Annotated in this window: 16 protein-coding genes; 6 read left to right on the forward strand and 10 right to left on the reverse strand. The window is 69.2% G+C overall.

Annotation, left to right across the window (positions count from 1 at the left end; genetic code table 11):
• Window positions 1-243 precede the first annotated feature (243 nt).
• From rplU to proB, 4 genes are all read left to right on the forward strand, one after another.
• Window positions 244-555, forward strand: coding sequence for a 50S ribosomal protein L21 (gene rplU, locus ON29_RS07900; protein ID WP_040865498.1), 312 nt, complete (start codon window positions 244-246; stop codon window positions 553-555).
• Between the two features lie 22 nt (window positions 556-577).
• Window positions 578-844 carry a 50S ribosomal protein L27 gene (gene rpmA / locus ON29_RS07905; RefSeq protein ID WP_040795044.1) on the forward strand — a complete coding sequence of 89 codons (267 nt, stop codon included), beginning with the start codon at window positions 578-580 and terminating at the stop codon, window positions 842-844.
• 121 nt (window positions 845-965) lie between these two features.
• Window positions 966-2,420 (forward strand): GTPase ObgE, encoded by a 1,455-nt coding sequence (gene obgE, locus ON29_RS07910; RefSeq protein WP_040865499.1) that lies wholly within the window; start codon window positions 966-968, stop codon window positions 2,418-2,420.
• 151 nt (window positions 2,421-2,571) lie between these two features.
• Window positions 2,572-3,699, forward strand: coding sequence for a glutamate 5-kinase (gene proB / locus ON29_RS07915; RefSeq protein WP_040865568.1), 1,128 nt, complete (start codon window positions 2,572-2,574; stop codon window positions 3,697-3,699).
• 351 nt (window positions 3,700-4,050) lie between these two features.
• Here the strand turns inward: proB and ON29_RS07920 are convergent, their stop codons facing one another.
• The 3 genes from ON29_RS07920 to ON29_RS07930 form a co-directional block, all read right to left on the reverse strand.
• On the reverse strand, window positions 4,051-5,427 hold the full coding sequence (locus tag ON29_RS07920) for a hypothetical protein (protein ID WP_040865500.1): 1,377 nt from the start codon (window positions 5,425-5,427) through the stop codon (window positions 4,051-4,053).
• Window positions 5,424-5,798 (reverse strand): hypothetical protein, encoded by a 375-nt coding sequence (locus ON29_RS07925; RefSeq protein ID WP_040865501.1) that lies wholly within the window; start codon window positions 5,796-5,798, stop codon window positions 5,424-5,426. Before ON29_RS07925 ends, ON29_RS07920 begins: the two co-directional genes overlap by 4 nt.
• A gap of 93 nt (window positions 5,799-5,891) precedes the next feature.
• Window positions 5,892-6,596, reverse strand: coding sequence for an ESX secretion-associated protein EspG (locus tag ON29_RS07930; protein WP_040865502.1), 705 nt, complete (start codon window positions 6,594-6,596; stop codon window positions 5,892-5,894).
• A gap of 261 nt (window positions 6,597-6,857) precedes the next feature.
• On the opposite strand from ON29_RS07930, the gene ON29_RS07935 reads away from it, so the two are divergent.
• Window positions 6,858-7,211, forward strand: coding sequence for a hypothetical protein (locus ON29_RS07935; protein WP_157172689.1), 354 nt, complete (start codon window positions 6,858-6,860; stop codon window positions 7,209-7,211).
• A gap of 52 nt (window positions 7,212-7,263) precedes the next feature.
• Here ON29_RS07935 and ON29_RS07940 read toward each other — a convergent pair whose 3' ends face one another.
• The 6 genes from ON29_RS07940 to ON29_RS07965 all read right to left on the reverse strand — a co-directional run bounded on the left by ON29_RS07940 (window position 7,264) and on the right by ON29_RS07965 (window position 13,612).
• On the reverse strand, window positions 7,264-8,358 hold the full coding sequence (locus tag ON29_RS07940; RefSeq protein WP_040865504.1) for a methyltransferase: 1,095 nt from the start codon (window positions 8,356-8,358) through the stop codon (window positions 7,264-7,266).
• Window positions 8,359-8,397: 39 nt separating this feature from the next.
• Complete coding sequence (locus tag ON29_RS07945; protein ID WP_040865505.1) at window positions 8,398-9,180, reverse strand: MerR family transcriptional regulator; 783 nt, start codon at window positions 9,178-9,180, stop codon at window positions 8,398-8,400.
• A gap of 93 nt (window positions 9,181-9,273) precedes the next feature.
• Complete coding sequence (locus ON29_RS07950) at window positions 9,274-10,779, reverse strand: flavin-containing monooxygenase (protein WP_040865569.1); 1,506 nt, start codon at window positions 10,777-10,779, stop codon at window positions 9,274-9,276.
• An 11-nt stretch (window positions 10,780-10,790) separates the two neighbouring features.
• The gene (locus ON29_RS07955) at window positions 10,791-11,711 is read right to left on the reverse strand and encodes a reductase (protein ID WP_040865570.1); all 921 of its coding nucleotides are present in this window, start codon (window positions 11,709-11,711) and stop codon (window positions 10,791-10,793) included.
• Between the two features lie 10 nt (window positions 11,712-11,721).
• Entirely contained in the window at window positions 11,722-12,624 is a 903-nt protein-coding gene (locus ON29_RS07960; protein ID WP_051174976.1) for an SDR family NAD(P)-dependent oxidoreductase, read from the reverse strand.
• Between the two features lies 1 nt (window position 12,625).
• Entirely contained in the window at window positions 12,626-13,612 is a 987-nt protein-coding gene (locus ON29_RS07965; protein ID WP_040865506.1) for an alpha/beta hydrolase, read from the reverse strand.
• A 79-nt stretch (window positions 13,613-13,691) separates the two neighbouring features.
• On the opposite strand from ON29_RS07965, the gene ON29_RS07970 reads away from it, so the two are divergent.
• Entirely contained in the window at window positions 13,692-14,273 is a 582-nt protein-coding gene (locus ON29_RS07970) for a GrpB family protein (RefSeq protein ID WP_040865507.1), read from the forward strand.
• A gap of 188 nt (window positions 14,274-14,461) precedes the next feature.
• Here ON29_RS07970 and ON29_RS07975 read toward each other — a convergent pair whose 3' ends face one another.
• Window positions 14,462-15,412, reverse strand: coding sequence for a D-isomer specific 2-hydroxyacid dehydrogenase family protein (locus tag ON29_RS07975; protein ID WP_040865508.1), 951 nt, complete (start codon window positions 15,410-15,412; stop codon window positions 14,462-14,464).
• Window positions 15,413-15,486 lie beyond the last annotated feature (74 nt).

Below are 15,486 nucleotides of genomic sequence, written 5' to 3' on the forward strand. Positions count from 1 at the left end.
GCGGGGGTGGACGCCGGTTTGGTCGTGGCGGTGGCCGTCCTGTAATCTTGGACAGTCGCTGCCCGGTGACAACATGTTTTGTCTCCGTGGCCCGGTTCTCGACAGTTCAGTACCGAGAGCCACCAGATGCCGAGGCGGTGGCGATTACCAGACCAGTCGTGTGGCGGTTTCCGGTGGCATCAAACCGGAGGTGTCGCCGCGTGAACGAGTGCCGAGCACTACAGGAAGAAGGGCAGCCGACCGATGGCAACGTACGCGATCGTCAAGACCGGCGGAAAGCAGTACAAGGTCGCGGTCGGTGACCTGGTGAAGGTCGAGAAGATCGAGGGCGCGCCGGGCACCGCCGTGGCGCTGAATCCGGTCCTCGTCGTCGACGGCGCCGAGCTGACCACCGACGCCGCGAAGCTGGCCGACATCTCCGTGGCCGCCGAGGTGGTCGAGCAGACCAAGGGCCCGAAGATCCGCATCCACAAGTTCAAGAACAAGACCGGCTACCACAAGCGCCAGGGTCACCGTCAGCCGCTGACGGTCATCAAGGTCACCGGCATCAAGTAAGACATCCCGAGGAGAACCAGCTATGGCACACAAGAAGGGTGCGTCCAGCTCCCGCAACGGGCGTGATTCCAACGCCCAGCGACTCGGCGTCAAGCGCTTCGGCGGCCAGACCGTCAAGGCGGGCGAGATCCTCGTGCGTCAGCGCGGCACCCACTTCCACCCCGGCGTGAACGTCGGTCGTGGCGGTGACGACACCCTGTTCGCCCTGTCGGCGGGCGCGGTCGAGTTCGGCACCAAGCGTGGACGCAAGACCGTCAACATCGTGGTCCCGGAGCCGGTTCAGGCCTGACCGCCGAACCACTTCCGGATACACAGCGAGCGGGTCAGGGTCTCGAAACCCTGGCCCGTTTTTCGTGTTCTCGAACGACCAGTCCCAGTACGACCAGTCCCGAAGGAGGATGATTCGGCGTATGTCCAAGTTCATCGACCGTGTCGTACTGCATGTGCGTGCGGGTAAAGGCGGCCACGGTTGCGCCTCGGTGCACCGTGAGAAGTTCAAGCCGCTCGGCGGGCCGGACGGCGGCAACGGCGGCAATGGCGGCGACGTCATCCTCGAGGTCGACGCCAACGTGCACACCCTGCTGGACTTCCATTTCCACCCGCACGCGAAGGCGGGCAACGGCAAGCCGGGTGAGGGCGGCAACCGCGACGGCAAGCAGGGCGCCGATCTGGTGCTCAAGGTGCCCGACGGCACCGTGGTACTCGACGACGACGGCAAGGTGCTCGTCGACCTGGTCGGTTCGGGCAACCGCTTCATCGTCGCGCGCGGCGGTCGCGGCGGGCTCGGCAATGCCGCGCTGGCTTCGAAGGCCCGCAAGGCGCCGGGTTTCGCGCTGCTCGGCGAGGACGGCGAAGAACTCGACCTGGTTCTGGAGCTGAAGTCGGTCGCCGACGTCGGGCTCGTCGGGTTCCCTTCGGCAGGCAAGTCCTCGCTGGTCTCGGTGCTGTCGGCGGCCAAGCCGAAGATCGCCGACTATCCCTTCACCACACTGGTGCCCAACCTCGGCGTCGTCGCCAGCGGTGACACCACCTTCACCGTCGCCGATGTGCCCGGATTGATCCCTGGGGCCAGCGAGGGACGCGGTCTGGGCCTGGACTTCCTGCGGCACCTCGAGCGCTGCGCGGTGCTCGCCCACGTGGTGGACTGCGCGACGCTGGAGCCGGGCCGCGACCCGGTGTCCGACGTCGACGCGCTCGAGGCCGAACTCGCCGCTTACAAGCCCGCCCTGAGCGCGGACGCCGAACTCGGCGACCTCGCGGGCCGGCCGCGTGTGGTGATCTTGAACAAGATCGACGTGCCCGACGCGGCCGAACTGGCCGAGATGGTGACCGCGGAGTTCACCGAGCGCGGCTGGCCGGTGTTCGAGATCTCCGCGGTGAGCCGGGCGGGCCTGCGCCCCCTGACCTTCGCCCTCGCCGACCTGGTGCGCCGGTATCGCGAGGAGCATCCGCAGGCCGCGCCCAAGCGCCCGGTCATCCGCCCGATCGCGGTGGACGACACCGGGTTCAGCGTGCTCGCCGACCCGGAGGAGCCGGGTGGCTTCATCGTGCGCGGCACCCGGCCGGAGCGCTGGGTGCGCCAGACCCAGTTCGACAACGACGAGGCCGTCGGCTACCTGGCCGACCGTTTGGCCCGCCTCGGCGTGGAAGACGAGCTGGTGCGGCTGGGCGCGGAGCCGGGAGCGCCGGTGACCATCGGCGACGTGACATTCGAGTGGGAACCCCAGATCTCGGCGGGCATCGACATGGTGCCCACCGGGCGCGGCACCGACATCCGGCTGGAGCAGACCGACCGGGTCAGCGCGGCCGAGCGCAAGCACGCGTCCCGGGTGCGCCGCGGTTTGGTGCGGGAAGACGAGGAGTAGACGTGGACGACGGTCGAGTCGTGCGCTCGCGGCGGGTGCCGCGTTCGGCGGGCTCGATCGCGGGCGGTCCGGGTATGGTCGGGGCAACGGTCCCGGCTGACGTGGATTCGATTGTGGCGCAGGGAGTTCGGTGGCGATGCAGATGAAATCCATGACTGCCGAGGCGGATTCGTCGGGCCTGAGCGAGGCGCGGCGGGCGATCGCGGCGGCGCGCCGGGTCGTGGTGAAGATCGGTTCGTCGGCGTTGACCAGTCTGAAAGGCGGCTTGGACACCGCGCGGCTGGATCTGCTCGCCGACGCGGTGGAGGCGCGGATGCGCGCCGGATCCGATGTGGTGGTGGTGTCCTCGGGTGCGATCGGCGCGGGCATCGCGCCACTCGGCTTGACCAGCCGTCCGCGTGATCTGGCGACCAAGCAGGCCGCGGCGAGCGTCGGGCAGCTGGCCCTCGCGCACGCCTGGGGCACGTCGTTCGCCCGGTACCACCGCACGGTCGGGCAGGTGCTCCTGAGCGCCGACGACTTCGCCCGCCGCGAGCATCACCGCAACGCCCAGCGCACCCTCGACCGTCTGCGCTCGCTCGGCGCGGTGGCCGTGGTGAACGAGAACGACACCGTGGCAACGGAAGAGATCCGCTTCGGCGACAACGACCGGCTCGCCGCGCTGGTCGCCCACCTGATCGGCGCCGACGCGCTGGTGCTGCTGTCGGACGTGGCGGGCCTCTACGACGGCGACCCGCGCAAGGGCGCGGCCACGCTGATTCCCGAGGTGCGCAGCAGTGCCGACCTGGACGGCGTCATCGCGGGCAGCGGCGGCGCGCTCGGCACCGGCGGCATGGCGTCGAAGTTGTCGGCGGCGCGGCTGGCCGCGGACGCGGGCGTGCCGGTGCTGCTGGCCGCCGCCTCGTCGGCCGCCACCGCCCTGACCACCGGCACCGTCGGCACCGCGTTCGCCGCCCGCCCGGTGCGCCTGTCCGCCCGCAAATTCTGGGTCCGGCACGCCGCCGACAGCCGCGGCGCCCTGCTCATCGACGACGGCGCCGTCCAAGCGGTGGCACACCGGCGCCGATCGCTGCTCGCGGCCGGAATCGTCGGCGTGCGGGGCCGCTTCTACGGCGGTGACGTGGTGGACCTGGTGGCCCCCGACAGCCGCGTCGTCGCCCGTGGCGTCGTCGAATACGACAGCACCGAACTGGCGGGCATGCTCGGCCGCTCCACCGCCGAACTCCCCGACACCATGCAACGCCCCGTGATCCACGCCGACGACCTGGTCAAGGTCTGATTTCGCACTGGCTGCGGGCATGTCGGGCACAGCCATGCGCTCTTTCGTCCACGACCTGACGCCCCGGGCCCATCCTGAGAAACTCCTCTGCTCGTGCACCCAGGTGAGTAGTTCGCGAGCACGGGCGGCTCGATCGCGGCTCGGCCGAACTCTGCCCGCCGGTGGCCGTCGCGGCGACGCGAAGCGGTTCTGGGCTCGCAACCGGTCGACATCAGGTTGTGCGGTGACGGCCGGGAGCTGTACGGACGGCGTGGTGACACCATCCGCATCCGAGATGCGCTGAGCGCCCGGCGCGATGCTGCCCGGAACTCCCCGCCGCCACGGCGTGGTGACCGAGGCGGCGGACCGCCCTCAGGACGGGACGACGCCCGGTTGGTTGGTCGTCGGTATCTGCTGCTGGTTGCCTTCCACCGGGCCCGTGACGCCGGGTTGGCCACCCGGATCGGGCAGTGGAACCCCGGGGCCCGGAGCCGGGGGTTGCGGCGGCGGTGGTGGGCTCGGTGCGGGCGGTGGCGGTGGGGGTGCCGATGAGCTCGGTGGTTGCACGGGTTCCGGGGTTTGCGGTGCGGGCGGAGGCGGTGGAGGTGCTGACGAGCTCGGTGGTTGCGCCGGTTCGGGAGTTTGCGGTGCGGGCGGTGGCGGCGCCGACGAGCTCGGTGGTTGCGCCGGTTCCGGAGTTTGCGGTGCGGGCGGTGGCGGCGCCGACGAACTCGGCGGTTGCACGGGCTCCGGGGTTTGCGGTGCGGGCGGTGCCGACGAGCTGGGCGGTTGCACGGGCTCCGGAATGTCCGGTGCGGGAGCAGGGCTCGGCGGCGGAGGTGTGGTCGAGGGCGCCTGCTGGGTCTGCGGTGCAGGCTCGGGGGACGGCGACGGCGTGGGTTGTGGCGTCGGTGTCTGGGTGGACGGAGCTTGCTGCGGTGCCGGGGTCTCGGTGGAGGGGGACTGCTGCGGTGGTGGCGTCTGCTGGGTGGGTGGCGCCGAGGGAGTGTGCTGTGCGCCCGGTGCCGGTTGTGTCGGCGATGACGGCGGGTGGGACGGCGCGGACGATTCCGGAGCGTCGGGTGTGGGTTGCGTGGTATCAGGTGCGGGGTGCGTTGTGTACGGCGATGATTCGTCGTCCGGAAGCACCGGCTCGGGGGTCGAGTACCTCGGCGTGCCAGGGGAGAGCGTCTGTGGTGCGGCCGGCGCCGTGACAGCGGGTGGTTCGGGCAGCGCGGGCACGGCGGTTCCCGCCGCGCTGTAGGCGGGCTTGTAGACCATGTTCATCGCGAGCACGGCTTCCTGGCGCAGCGCCTCCTGCGCCATCTGCGCGTTGATGACGTGCGCCGCTTCCAGCAGTCGCGCGATCGCGCCGACCGGCCCGGAAGCGCCCGGCGGCACCACCGCGAGTTTCACCGCCTCGGCGGCCGCGGCGACCCCGCCGAGCCGGGCGCCCACTTGACCGAGCACCGCGGCCAGTTCGTCGGCCGACGCCGCGAAACTGCGCGCGCACGCCTGCGCGGCGTCGGCGGCGGCGCCTTTCCATCCAGCCGTGTCCATCACGCGGTCCACACTGCCGCGAGTGAGTGGGAACGATGTGGTGAGCGCCCCTGCCGCCTCGAGCCAGATCGTCGAGGCGCGCAGTACCTGCGCGGCGTCGATCTGCTGCGCCTTCGCGTAGATCTCCTCGTGCCGCAGGGACTCGAAATGCTCCATCGAGCTGATGTAGGTGGGATCGGAACCGCTCATCGGGGCAACCTCGTCTGGACCGCGCGCAGGGCGGCGGCGCTCGCGGCGTCGGCCTCTTCGAACAGTCCTCCGCTGATCAAGAATGCTTCCTTCATGCGGTAGGCCGCTTCGATGTAGTGGTCGAGCAGTGCGGCCGCGTCCCGCGCCTTGTGGCTGAAACCGGCCTGTAATTGCTGTGCGGAGACGAATCCACCGAAACCGCCTAGATCCGCGGCGGATTGGAGGCGCTGCTGTAGGTGGAGCAGCCGATCGGCCTGCCGCTCGTACATTTCAGCGCACTGCCGAGCCGCCGCCGGATCGAACTGGACGGTCCCGCTCTGCGCCGCCTCCTTGAATCGGGCGATATCGGCTCGGCTGGTCTCGATCGTCATCGCTCACCCCTGAGATCGGTCGGTCCGCCTCAGACTAACCGGAAGCTCGGTACCTGGTCAGCATTAGGCGGCGGCCACGGCCGCGAGAACGAGCTATACCGGTATGCGTTTTTGCAATTGGAGGGCGATCTGCTCGGCGGAAGCGGGGGCGATCCGCACTTCGTCGCCCGCTTTGATCAGGTATCTTCCGTCGTCGCGTACATCGATCCAGGTGTAGTGGATCGGTGGGGGCGGGGTGGGGCGATCCAATCGCGGTTCGATTCTGATGTGGCCCTCGGCGGTATGCGGTTCGAGCAGCAGCTTGCGGATTCGGGGTGCCGCCTGTTGCCGCGCGCGCACGGTCTCCTGGTCGCGTACCGCGTCACCGGACGCGACCCGAGCGGGTTCGCGGCCCGCGGGCGTTCTCGGCAGCAGCGCCGCGATCCGTCGGCCCAGTTTGGTGCTGTGGCCGATCGAAATGCGCACGCGGCCACCGAAATCCGGGTCGGCACCGGGTTCCTGCACCGCGAGCACGGCGCGATCGTAGATGGCGGCGGCGAGCAACCGTAGTTCACTGCCCGGTTGATGGGCGCCGCCGATCGCCACGATCCTGGTGTGCGGTTCGGCCAGAATGCGCAGGCAGGCCGATAGGTCGGGGTCGGAGCGCAGCGGCAGCCGCTCGGCGATGGCGATGCGCAACTTCTCGGCCTCGTCCTCGGTGCGGGGCGTCTCCAGGATGCGCAACGGGTAGGGGTGGCGATCCAGGTCGGTTTCGCGCCAGATATAGGCGAACTCGTCCGGAGTGAAGGTCCATTCCACGGCCGAATCACATCCTCACCGAACCCGCCAATGCTGCTCGTAGCCTAGCGGTCCCGACGCCGGGACAAGAGATGTACCGCACGGGGACTCACGGCCTTCCGGCATCCGTCCTGAAAAACCGTGATTTCGAGGCGGTGTCGTGCTCGACCGTCCGCTCCGGTTCTGCTGGAATATCAGAAAGGGTTCGCGTCGCTTGGGCGAAGCGACTACCCCGCACGGCAACAACCGGGTAGGGCTGAGATCTGCCGAGGAGGGATTGCGGTGCACACCACGATACGGCGAGTGGGCGCGGGAACCGTTCTGCTGTTCCTCGCGGGCGGCCTCGTCTGGGCCGGAGCCGGGCCAGCGGGAGCGGAGCCGGCCGGTTGCTATGTCGACCGAGGAGTCACCGACGCGGCCGCGCTGTGCCACAGCGGCGAGGGAGCCTCGGTGCTGGAGGCCGAATGTCTCGGCTTCTTCCAGCCGTCGGGGCGGTCCGGGCCGGTGTTCGGCTACTACAGCGGATTCGAATCGCAACAGACGCCGGTCGGCAAGCCGATGCGCGTCACCTGCGTGGCCGACGGCGCCGTGGGAATCGCCACCCTCGCGTTCCTCGTCCCCGCCACGACGCCGTAGCCGACGATCAGCGAACACGTTTCTGCTGTCGGCGTTTCCGGAATCGCGCCGGTCAGCTCGGCCGCGCCTCCAGCACGTTGTCCGGTGAGGCCGTCGGCACGCGCCTGGTCAGCGTGAATCCGTGCCGCGCGAGGAACTCGCGGTACTCGGCCTCGGTGCGTTCCCGGCCGCCCGCGTTGACCAGCATCTCCAGGTCGATGTACTTGCTCGGATGCGGGGCGGTGTGTTCGGGGACGACCAGTTCGACGATCAGCAACCGGGCGTCGGGCTCCATGGCCGCACGCAGCGTGCGCAGAATGCGCCCGGCGTCCGCGTCGGCCCAGTCGTGCAGAATGTGCTTGAGGAGGTAGGCATCGCCCCCCTTGGGGACGCTGTCGAAGAACGATCCGCTGTGCACCGCGCAGCGATCGGCGAGACCGAGCTCGGCGAGCCGAGCGGGCGCGTCGGCCACCACCTCCGGCAGGTCGAACAGAATCCCGCGCGATCGGGGTGCGCGGCGCAGGATTTCGGTGAGCAGCGTCCCTTCGCCCCCGCCTACGTCCACCAGGGTCTCGAAGCGGCCGAAATCGTAGGCCGCGAACAGCGGTTCCATCGCCAAGGTGCCGATGCTGGTCATCGCGCGGTCGAACAATTCACCGAGTTCGCGGTCGTGCTGGACGTAGTCGAAGAACGGCATCCCGTCGAGTTTCTCGCCGACCGGCTCCCCGGTGCGCACCGCGTCGACCAGATGCGACCAGTGATTGCGGTGCCCGGGCGAACCGAAGAACAGCACCGCGTCGCGCAACGACACGTCGGCATCGCGGCGCAGGGCTCGTGCCATCGGCGTCAGCGCGTAGCGCCCGTCGCGCTGCTGGGTGAAGATGCCGTGACTGATCAACAGTCGCAGCAGTCGCCGCAGGGCGCCCTCGTCGGCGCCGACCGCCGCCGCGAGCTCCGCACCCGACCGCGGTCCCGCCGCGAGTTCGTCGGCCACGCCGAGCACCGCGGCGGCGTGGATGGCCTGCGTGATCCACCCGGCGGCGATCAATTCCATCAGTGCGACGTGTCCGGGCACCAGCTTTCGAAACGCCAGAGCCAAGGCGCCGCGCACCGACTCGACGGCCCGTACCAGCGGCAGCGGAGGGATTCTCGGTTGGTCGGACGCCACTGCGACTCCATCCGTCGAAGGTCGGCACTCTGCGCTTGTCTAGGAGGGTACGTCGTGGCCGGATTCGCTGCGCTGTTTCTCTCGCTCGGCCGCCGTGGCGAGATAATCGCCCAGTTCGCGGCGCAGCGTGACGTCCAGTGAGCGGGCGAGCGTGGCGTGCACCGAGGCCACCGCCAGTTCGCGCATCTTGTTGAGCATCGTTGTGGTCTCGGCGATTTCGCCGCTGGTGTCGGGCATCCAGCCGGGCCCGTGCTCATCGATGATGTGCTGCTTGGCCGCGGTGATCATGATGTGCGTGATGTCATCGATGCGGTCGGCCACCTTGGCGTAGATCTCGATGAGCGTGCGCAGTTCCAGGCCGTACTCGTGCAACTCGGCGAACGAGGTGAGCAGCTGGGTCTCGGTGAACACCACCGTGTCGCCCTCCAGCCGGACCAGCTTCATCTCGCGCAGCCGGTCGACCAGTTCGTCGGCGTCGGCGCCGAGGATGGTGCCGATCAGTTCGCGGGGCACCTCGAAGGACTCGTCCTTGGCCCAGGACGCCGTCACGGCGTGCTGCAGGCCGAGCACTTCGGTGAGGTCCTTGCCGGTCTCCCAGCTGGTGATGAAGTCGGCGATGTGCGCGGTGGTGAAGCCGCGCTGCAGCAGCGCGTCGATCAGGCGCAGCCGCTCGAGGTGCGCGTCGTCGTAGATGCTGGCCCTGCCGTCCTTGCCGACCGGCGGCGGCAGCAGTCCGCGTTCCTGGTAAGCGCGCACGTTGCGGGTGGTGGTGCCCGCGGCGCGCGCGAGGTCATCGATCCGGTACTCCGGCGTCGACCTCACCTCCCTCGCTGACCAGGCGCCGATGGACCGGCGGCGCGCCGCTGAACTCCCTGCGGACCGAGTCTATCGTCCGCGCCGCCGGTCTCCCGGCACCTACGAAACCGGTGCCACTCGTTGTCGCCGCTGGTCGGCGGTCTGCTCGATGACGAGGTAGTCGTCGAGATCGACCGCGCGCAGCTGATGGACGTACTGCGTGGCGAAGCCCGGATACATCGTCGCGTTGAAGCCGTCCTCGGTCAGATACCAGCTGCGGCATCCCGAGTTCCAGGTGGTGGCGGAGAGCCTGCGCTGGATGGCGGCGTTGTAGCGGTCCTGCCGATCCTGCCGCACGTCGAGCATGCGCAGGTCCCGGTCCAGGATGACGCCGATCGCGCCGACGAGGTAGTCGATCTGGGCTTCCATGTAGACCAGCGCCGAGTTGTGCCCCGGCCCGGAATTGGGTCCGAAGGTGAAATACAGGTTGGGATACCCGGAGACGGCGACACTCTTGAAGGCGTAGGCGCCACGTGCCCATTCGTCGGCGAGAATCCGGCCGTCGCGCCCGGCCACCGGAATGGGCGTCCCGGTCTTGGAAACGTCGAAACCCGTCGCGAAGACGATGCAATCCGCCTGGTGCTCGATGCCTTCGGCGGTGCGGATGCCGTGCTCGGAGATCCGGGCGATCGGCCAGGTGATCAGCTTGCAGTTGTCCCGCTGGAGAGCGGGGTAGTAGTCATCGGTCATCAGCAGGCGTTTGCAACCGGCCCGGAAGTCGGGGGTGAGTTGACGGCGCAGCCAGGGGTCCTTGACCTGCCTGCGCAGCTGTGCCTTGCCGACCAGCTCGACCACCCTGGTCAGCGGCGTATTCCACACCACGCCCAGCGCCACCGACTCGTGTCCGTAGAACCAGGCGCGCCGGGCCAGCTGTTCGGCGGCGGGCACGCGGCGGTAGAGCTCCTTGGTCAGGCCGTTGGTCTGCCGGTTGACCCGCGGCAGCACCCAGCCGGGCGTGCGCTGGAACACCTTCACCGAAGCGGCCTTGTCGACCAGCTCGGGGATGATCTGGACCGCGCTGGCCCCGGTGCCGACGACCGCGACTCGCTTGCCGGTGAAGTCGTAGTCGTGATCCCAGCGGGCGCTGTGGATCTTGTGACCCCGATACGTCTCGATGCCGCGGATATCCGGGAGACTCGCGTTGGCCAGCGGACCGGACGCCAGCACCACGGTGCGGGCGAGGATCGGCTCGGCGTGGCCCTCGATCGTGATCTGCCAGACTCCGGCCTGCTCGTCGAACACGATGCCGGTGACGTTGTGCCCGAAGCGCAGGTGTGGACCGAGCCGGAATTCCGTGGCCATCGCCTCGATGTAGCCGAGGATCTCGTTGCTCCCGGAGTAGGTGCGCGACCAATCCGGGTTCGGCGCGAAACTGTAGGAGTACAACCGCGACGGAATGTCGCACGCCGCACCGGGATAGGTATTGTCGCGCCACGTTCCGCCGATCGCGGCGCCGCGCTCGAAGATCGCGAAATCGTGGATGCCGCGCTGCTTCAGCCGGATGGCCGTGCCGATTCCGGCGAACCCGCCGCCGATCACGGCGACGTCGAGGGTGTGCGTGCTCATCGGGTTCCCTGTCATGCCGCGGGCTCGTAGGTCAGTTCCTTCGACCAGGTCGGGTTGTTGCGCAGCAGTGCCCTCGGCAGCAACCCGGTGATCTTCACCAGCGCGTCGGCCACCAGGTGGTAGGGGTGACCGCGGTCGATCACCCAGCCGCCGTGCGTCTTCACGATCTGGTACATCGGCAGCCTGCGCGCGAATTCGCTGCGCTCGCCGACGTTCGCGTACCGCCTGAGCGCGCCGTAGAGCTTCTCCTCGTCGACGCCCATCGCGACGATGTTGTCGCGCATCTTGTTCAGCAGCGGCACATAGCTCAGCACGCCGATGATCAGCGAGGGCTTGGCCCAGCCGCCGACCAGGTCGATGAACAGCTTGCGCATCTCCGCGTGCCCGAGCAGATCCATCACGGCGAAATCGACGGCCAGGTGCCGGGATTCGTCGGAGTTGATCTTCTTGAACGCCTCCTGGCAGACCGGGTCCTCGATCTCGTCCATGATGAACTTGATCAGCGCGCCGTCCAGCGCGACCTCCAGCATCGGGATCACGGTGCCGAGGAACGACAGCGACATGTCGTCGGAGTACTTGTCCAGGAAGTCGATCACCAGCTTGACGTTCACGTTCGGCTGCGGGATCTCGTCGCCGTCGAGCATGCCCCACCGGCGCATCAGCGCGAGCTCGGCGTTCGCGTGCTTCTGCTCCTCGGCGTGGAAATAGCGGTAGATCTCGCGCAACGTCTCGGTGGGCGCTTTCTTGGCCATCGCCGCGAAGCCGCGCGCGCCGACGTTCTCGATCCACATCAGATCGGCCATGAACGGCTTGAGTTTGGCGTGCAGTTCGGGCGTGATGGTCTCGCGGCCCGGCGCGTCCCAATCGATGTCGGCCAGCGCCCACTGGCGGTCCTTGATCTTGCGGAGCATGTCGTCGAAGTCCATCGCGATGGCAGCCATGTCAGACTCCTGTCTTGTCGGTGACCGGCGTGCGGTCGGTGGTGGTCGAGTGGTCCTGGGGCAGCAGCCGCTCCAGGAGCCCGAGGACGTAGGTGTACTGAGCGGGGAAGCAACGCTTGAGCAGCCATACGGCGTGCGCGTCCAGTTGGGGGAGCACATAGAGCTGGCCGCGGTCGTGCGCGTCCAGGGCGGTGCGCGCGACGCGCTCGGGGGAGAAACCGGTCCAGCGCATCAGGAAGTCGGCCAGTTGCGCCGATTCCTCGGTGATCCGGCCGTCACGCGCGACGTTCGTGCGGACGAACGTCGGGCACAGCACCGTCACCGCGACACCGGTGCCGCTCAATTCGGCGGCCATGGTCTCCGACAGCGACAGCACACCGGCTTTGGACACGTTGTAGGCGGCCATGGAAGGCGCGGCCGCGAATCCGGCGGCCGAGGCGACGTTGATGATGCCGCCGCGTCCGGCGGCCCGCAGGCGCGGGGCGAAGACCTCGCAGCCGTGCACGACTCCCCACAGGTTGATGCCCAGTGCCCACTGCCAGTCGTCGAAGCCGATGTGCCCCACGGGTTTTCCGCCGATCCCGACGCCGGCGTTGTTGATCACCAGGTCGACCGGGCGCTCGAACAGCGTTTCGGCGAAGCGGGCGAGCAACTCCACGTCCTCGCGTTGCGCCACGTCGCAGCGGAAGGCGTGCGCGGCGCCCGGGTGGGCGCGTTCGATCAGGGCGACCGTTTCGTCGGCGCGCGCCTCATCGATGTCGGCGCAGATCACCCGGCCGCCACGGGCGGCGATCTCCAGCGCGAACGCGCGGCCGATGCCGCTGCCCGCGCCGGTCACCACGGCGCGCGCACCGTGCGTGCGCCGGGCCCGGCCCAGGGCCACCAGCTTGTCCAATCCGAACATCTCAGCTCACCTTTTCCGTACCGGAGGTAGCGACCAGCGCCGCGCGCAGGAAGTCGGCGGCGCGTGCGAGGGCTTGGTCGGCCTCGGGCACCACCAGGGGAAGGGCCTGGAAGACGTGCAGTTGCCCAGGCCAGATCTCGAGTTCGCAGCTGCCGCCCGCGCGCCGGACCATCTCGCACAGCGCCCGCGCGTCGGCGGCGAGCATCTCGGTACCGCCGACCTGCACCAGGATCGGCGGCAGCGCGAGACCCTGCGGGATGGTCAGCCGCAGGCGCGCGGCGTCGGCCGGGTGACCGTTGGTGTAGGCCGCGGGCAGCCTGCTCGCGGCGGCGGCGGAGATCAGCGGATCGGTCCGGACGCGTTCCCGCTCGGCCGCCAAGCCGAGGGTCAGGTCCAGCAGCGGGGAGAACATCGCGACGGCCGCGGGCTGCGGGCGGCGGTGTCGTCCGTTCTCGACGAGCAGGTCCAATGCGAGATGCCCGCCCGCGGAGTCGCAGGCGATCACCAGGTCTTGCGCGGCGATGCCCCGGTCGAGCAGCCAGCGGTAGCCCGCCTCGACGTCGTCGGCGGCGGCGGGGAACCGGTGTTCGGGCGCGAGGCGATAGTCGGTGAGGAAGACCGGAAGCCCGGTCTTCGCCGACAGCCGAGCCGCGAGAGCGCGATGCGTGCGCGCCGAGCAGATCACATACCCGCTGCCGTGGATGTAGTAGACGGCTCGCGTCCCGAACGGCACGCCCGCCGCCCGCACCCATTCGCCGCGCACCGCGCCCGACCGGACCTGGGTGACGGACGTACCGGGCGGCACGGGACCGCCGACGGCCATCAGCGTGGCGATGAGCTTGCGTGCGAACCAGACGCCCGGCGCGTTCATCGGCACCGCGCAGTTCACCGGCCGAAGCGTGAGCCGGGTGGCCGCAGCGGCCACGGTGGCACGGGTCGAGGGCGCGGTAGGAACGCCGGGGACCGAGGTCCTCGTTGACCTTGTCATGCGCTAAGAATCAGCCATCAATGTGCCAGTTGTCAATGGCACATTTAGAAAAGGTAATCCGGACCGGTTACCGTGACGTGTGGCGACGTTGGACGACGACGAGATCGCGGCGGCGACGGTCGGCGAGTTGGAGCCCTATGCGGTCGAGGTCGTGGTGGAGGACTACAACCCCGCGTGGCCGGACTGGTATGCCGAGGAAGAAGCCGTGATACGCGCGGCACTCGGCGATGTGGCGCTGCGGATCGAGCACACGGGTTCCACGTCGGTTCCCGGTCTCGCGGCCAAGCCGCTGATCGACATCCTGCTGCTGGTTCCCGACGCCGACGACGAAGCCGCTTATCTACCGGCTCTCGAAGCTGCCGGGTACGCGCTGCGCGTCCGGCAACCGGACTGGTACCAGCATCGCTGTCTTGTCCGCCGGGTGCAGAGCGGTGCGCGACGAAGCGTGAATGCGCACGTGTTCTCGCCGGAGTCGGGCGCACCGGAGATCGAGCGGATCCTCGCCTTCCGCGACCGGCTGCGCGCGCACGACGAAGATCGGAAGTACTACGAGCGCACGAAAAGAGCTCTCGCGCGGCGGGACTGGAAGTTCGTGCAGCACTACGCGAACGCCAAGAGCGAGGTCATCGAGGAGATCCTCGGCCGAGCGCTGTCCGGCTGATGCCGACCGGGCGAGCCACTCGACTCGTCACCGGACAACGACCGCCCGACCGGCACCGCTCAGCGCCTTCCGCAGTGGTGGGCACGCCGCGCCTGGCAGTGACGGGTCGCGCGGATCATGACCGGAGCGTCCATCGCCGCCGAATGGAGAGGCCCTGTTGGCTCGAATTCTGTTGTGCGCGGACGCTCTCAGTACCCGCGCGCGGGGTCGATCGGCGCCAGCAGCGGGCGGCCTTCGAGGAACCGCGAGACGTTCGCTTCGACATGGTCGGCGAAGGCCGCCAACCGCAGCTGCGGCGGGTTCGAATCGTGAGGAGTGACAATGGCATTCGGCAGCGACCAGAGGGGATGACCGGCCGGGAGCGGCTCCGGGTCGGTGACGTCGAGGCCCGCGCCGCCGATCGCGCCGGAGGCCAGCGCGGCCACCAGCGCGTCGGTGTCGACGAGGCTGCCACGCGCGACGTTGATGATCCACGAGGACGGCTTGAGCCGCGCGAGTTCGTCCGCGCCGACGAGATTCCTGGTGGCGGGCGTGGCGGGCGCGGCGATCACCACGTGATCGGTGTGCGGCCAGACCCGGCCGAGATGATCGGCGGAAATAGTCTCGACCGAAGAGGGAATGCCGGGGCCGGTGACCGGACGCCCGCTGCGGTTCACCGCGATGATGTGCGCGCCGAGCGGAACCAACATCGGGATCAGCGCGCGGCCGATGCCGCCCGCGCCCACGATCGTCACCGTCTTGCCGCGCAGTGTGCCGACGTGCGGAAAGAAGTCCTGTTGCCGCCAGTCCGACGCGCGCAGATGCTCGGGCAGGTAGCGGACGCCCGCGAGCAGCAGCATGAGCGCGTGCTCGGCCACGCTCGCCGCGAAAGCGCCTGCGGCGGAGGTGAATCGCACACCGGGATGCCTGGCGATGACGCCCGCGGCGAACCAGTCCTCGACGCCTGCGGCCGGAAGCTGCACCCACTCCACACCGGCGGGTAATTCGTCCGGGAACTCGCCGGCGTCGCCGGCCCAGATCAGCCCGCGCGCCTCGCCGAGATCGGAGAGGGTGGCGCCCGCCCCCACGACGGCCTTCTCCAGCAGCGTGGGAGGTGGGTCGCCGGGGCCGATCGCGATCGTCACTGCCGGTCGGTTCATGGACGGACCTCCTTCGGAGCAGTAGGAACGTGGTCGCGAGCGGGACGTTGCGACCGTAACACCGCCCGGCGTGC

The sequence above is a fragment of the Nocardia exalbida NBRC 100660 genome, assembly GCF_000308575.1.
Lineage (GTDB): Bacteria > Actinomycetota > Actinomycetes > Mycobacteriales > Mycobacteriaceae > Nocardia > Nocardia exalbida.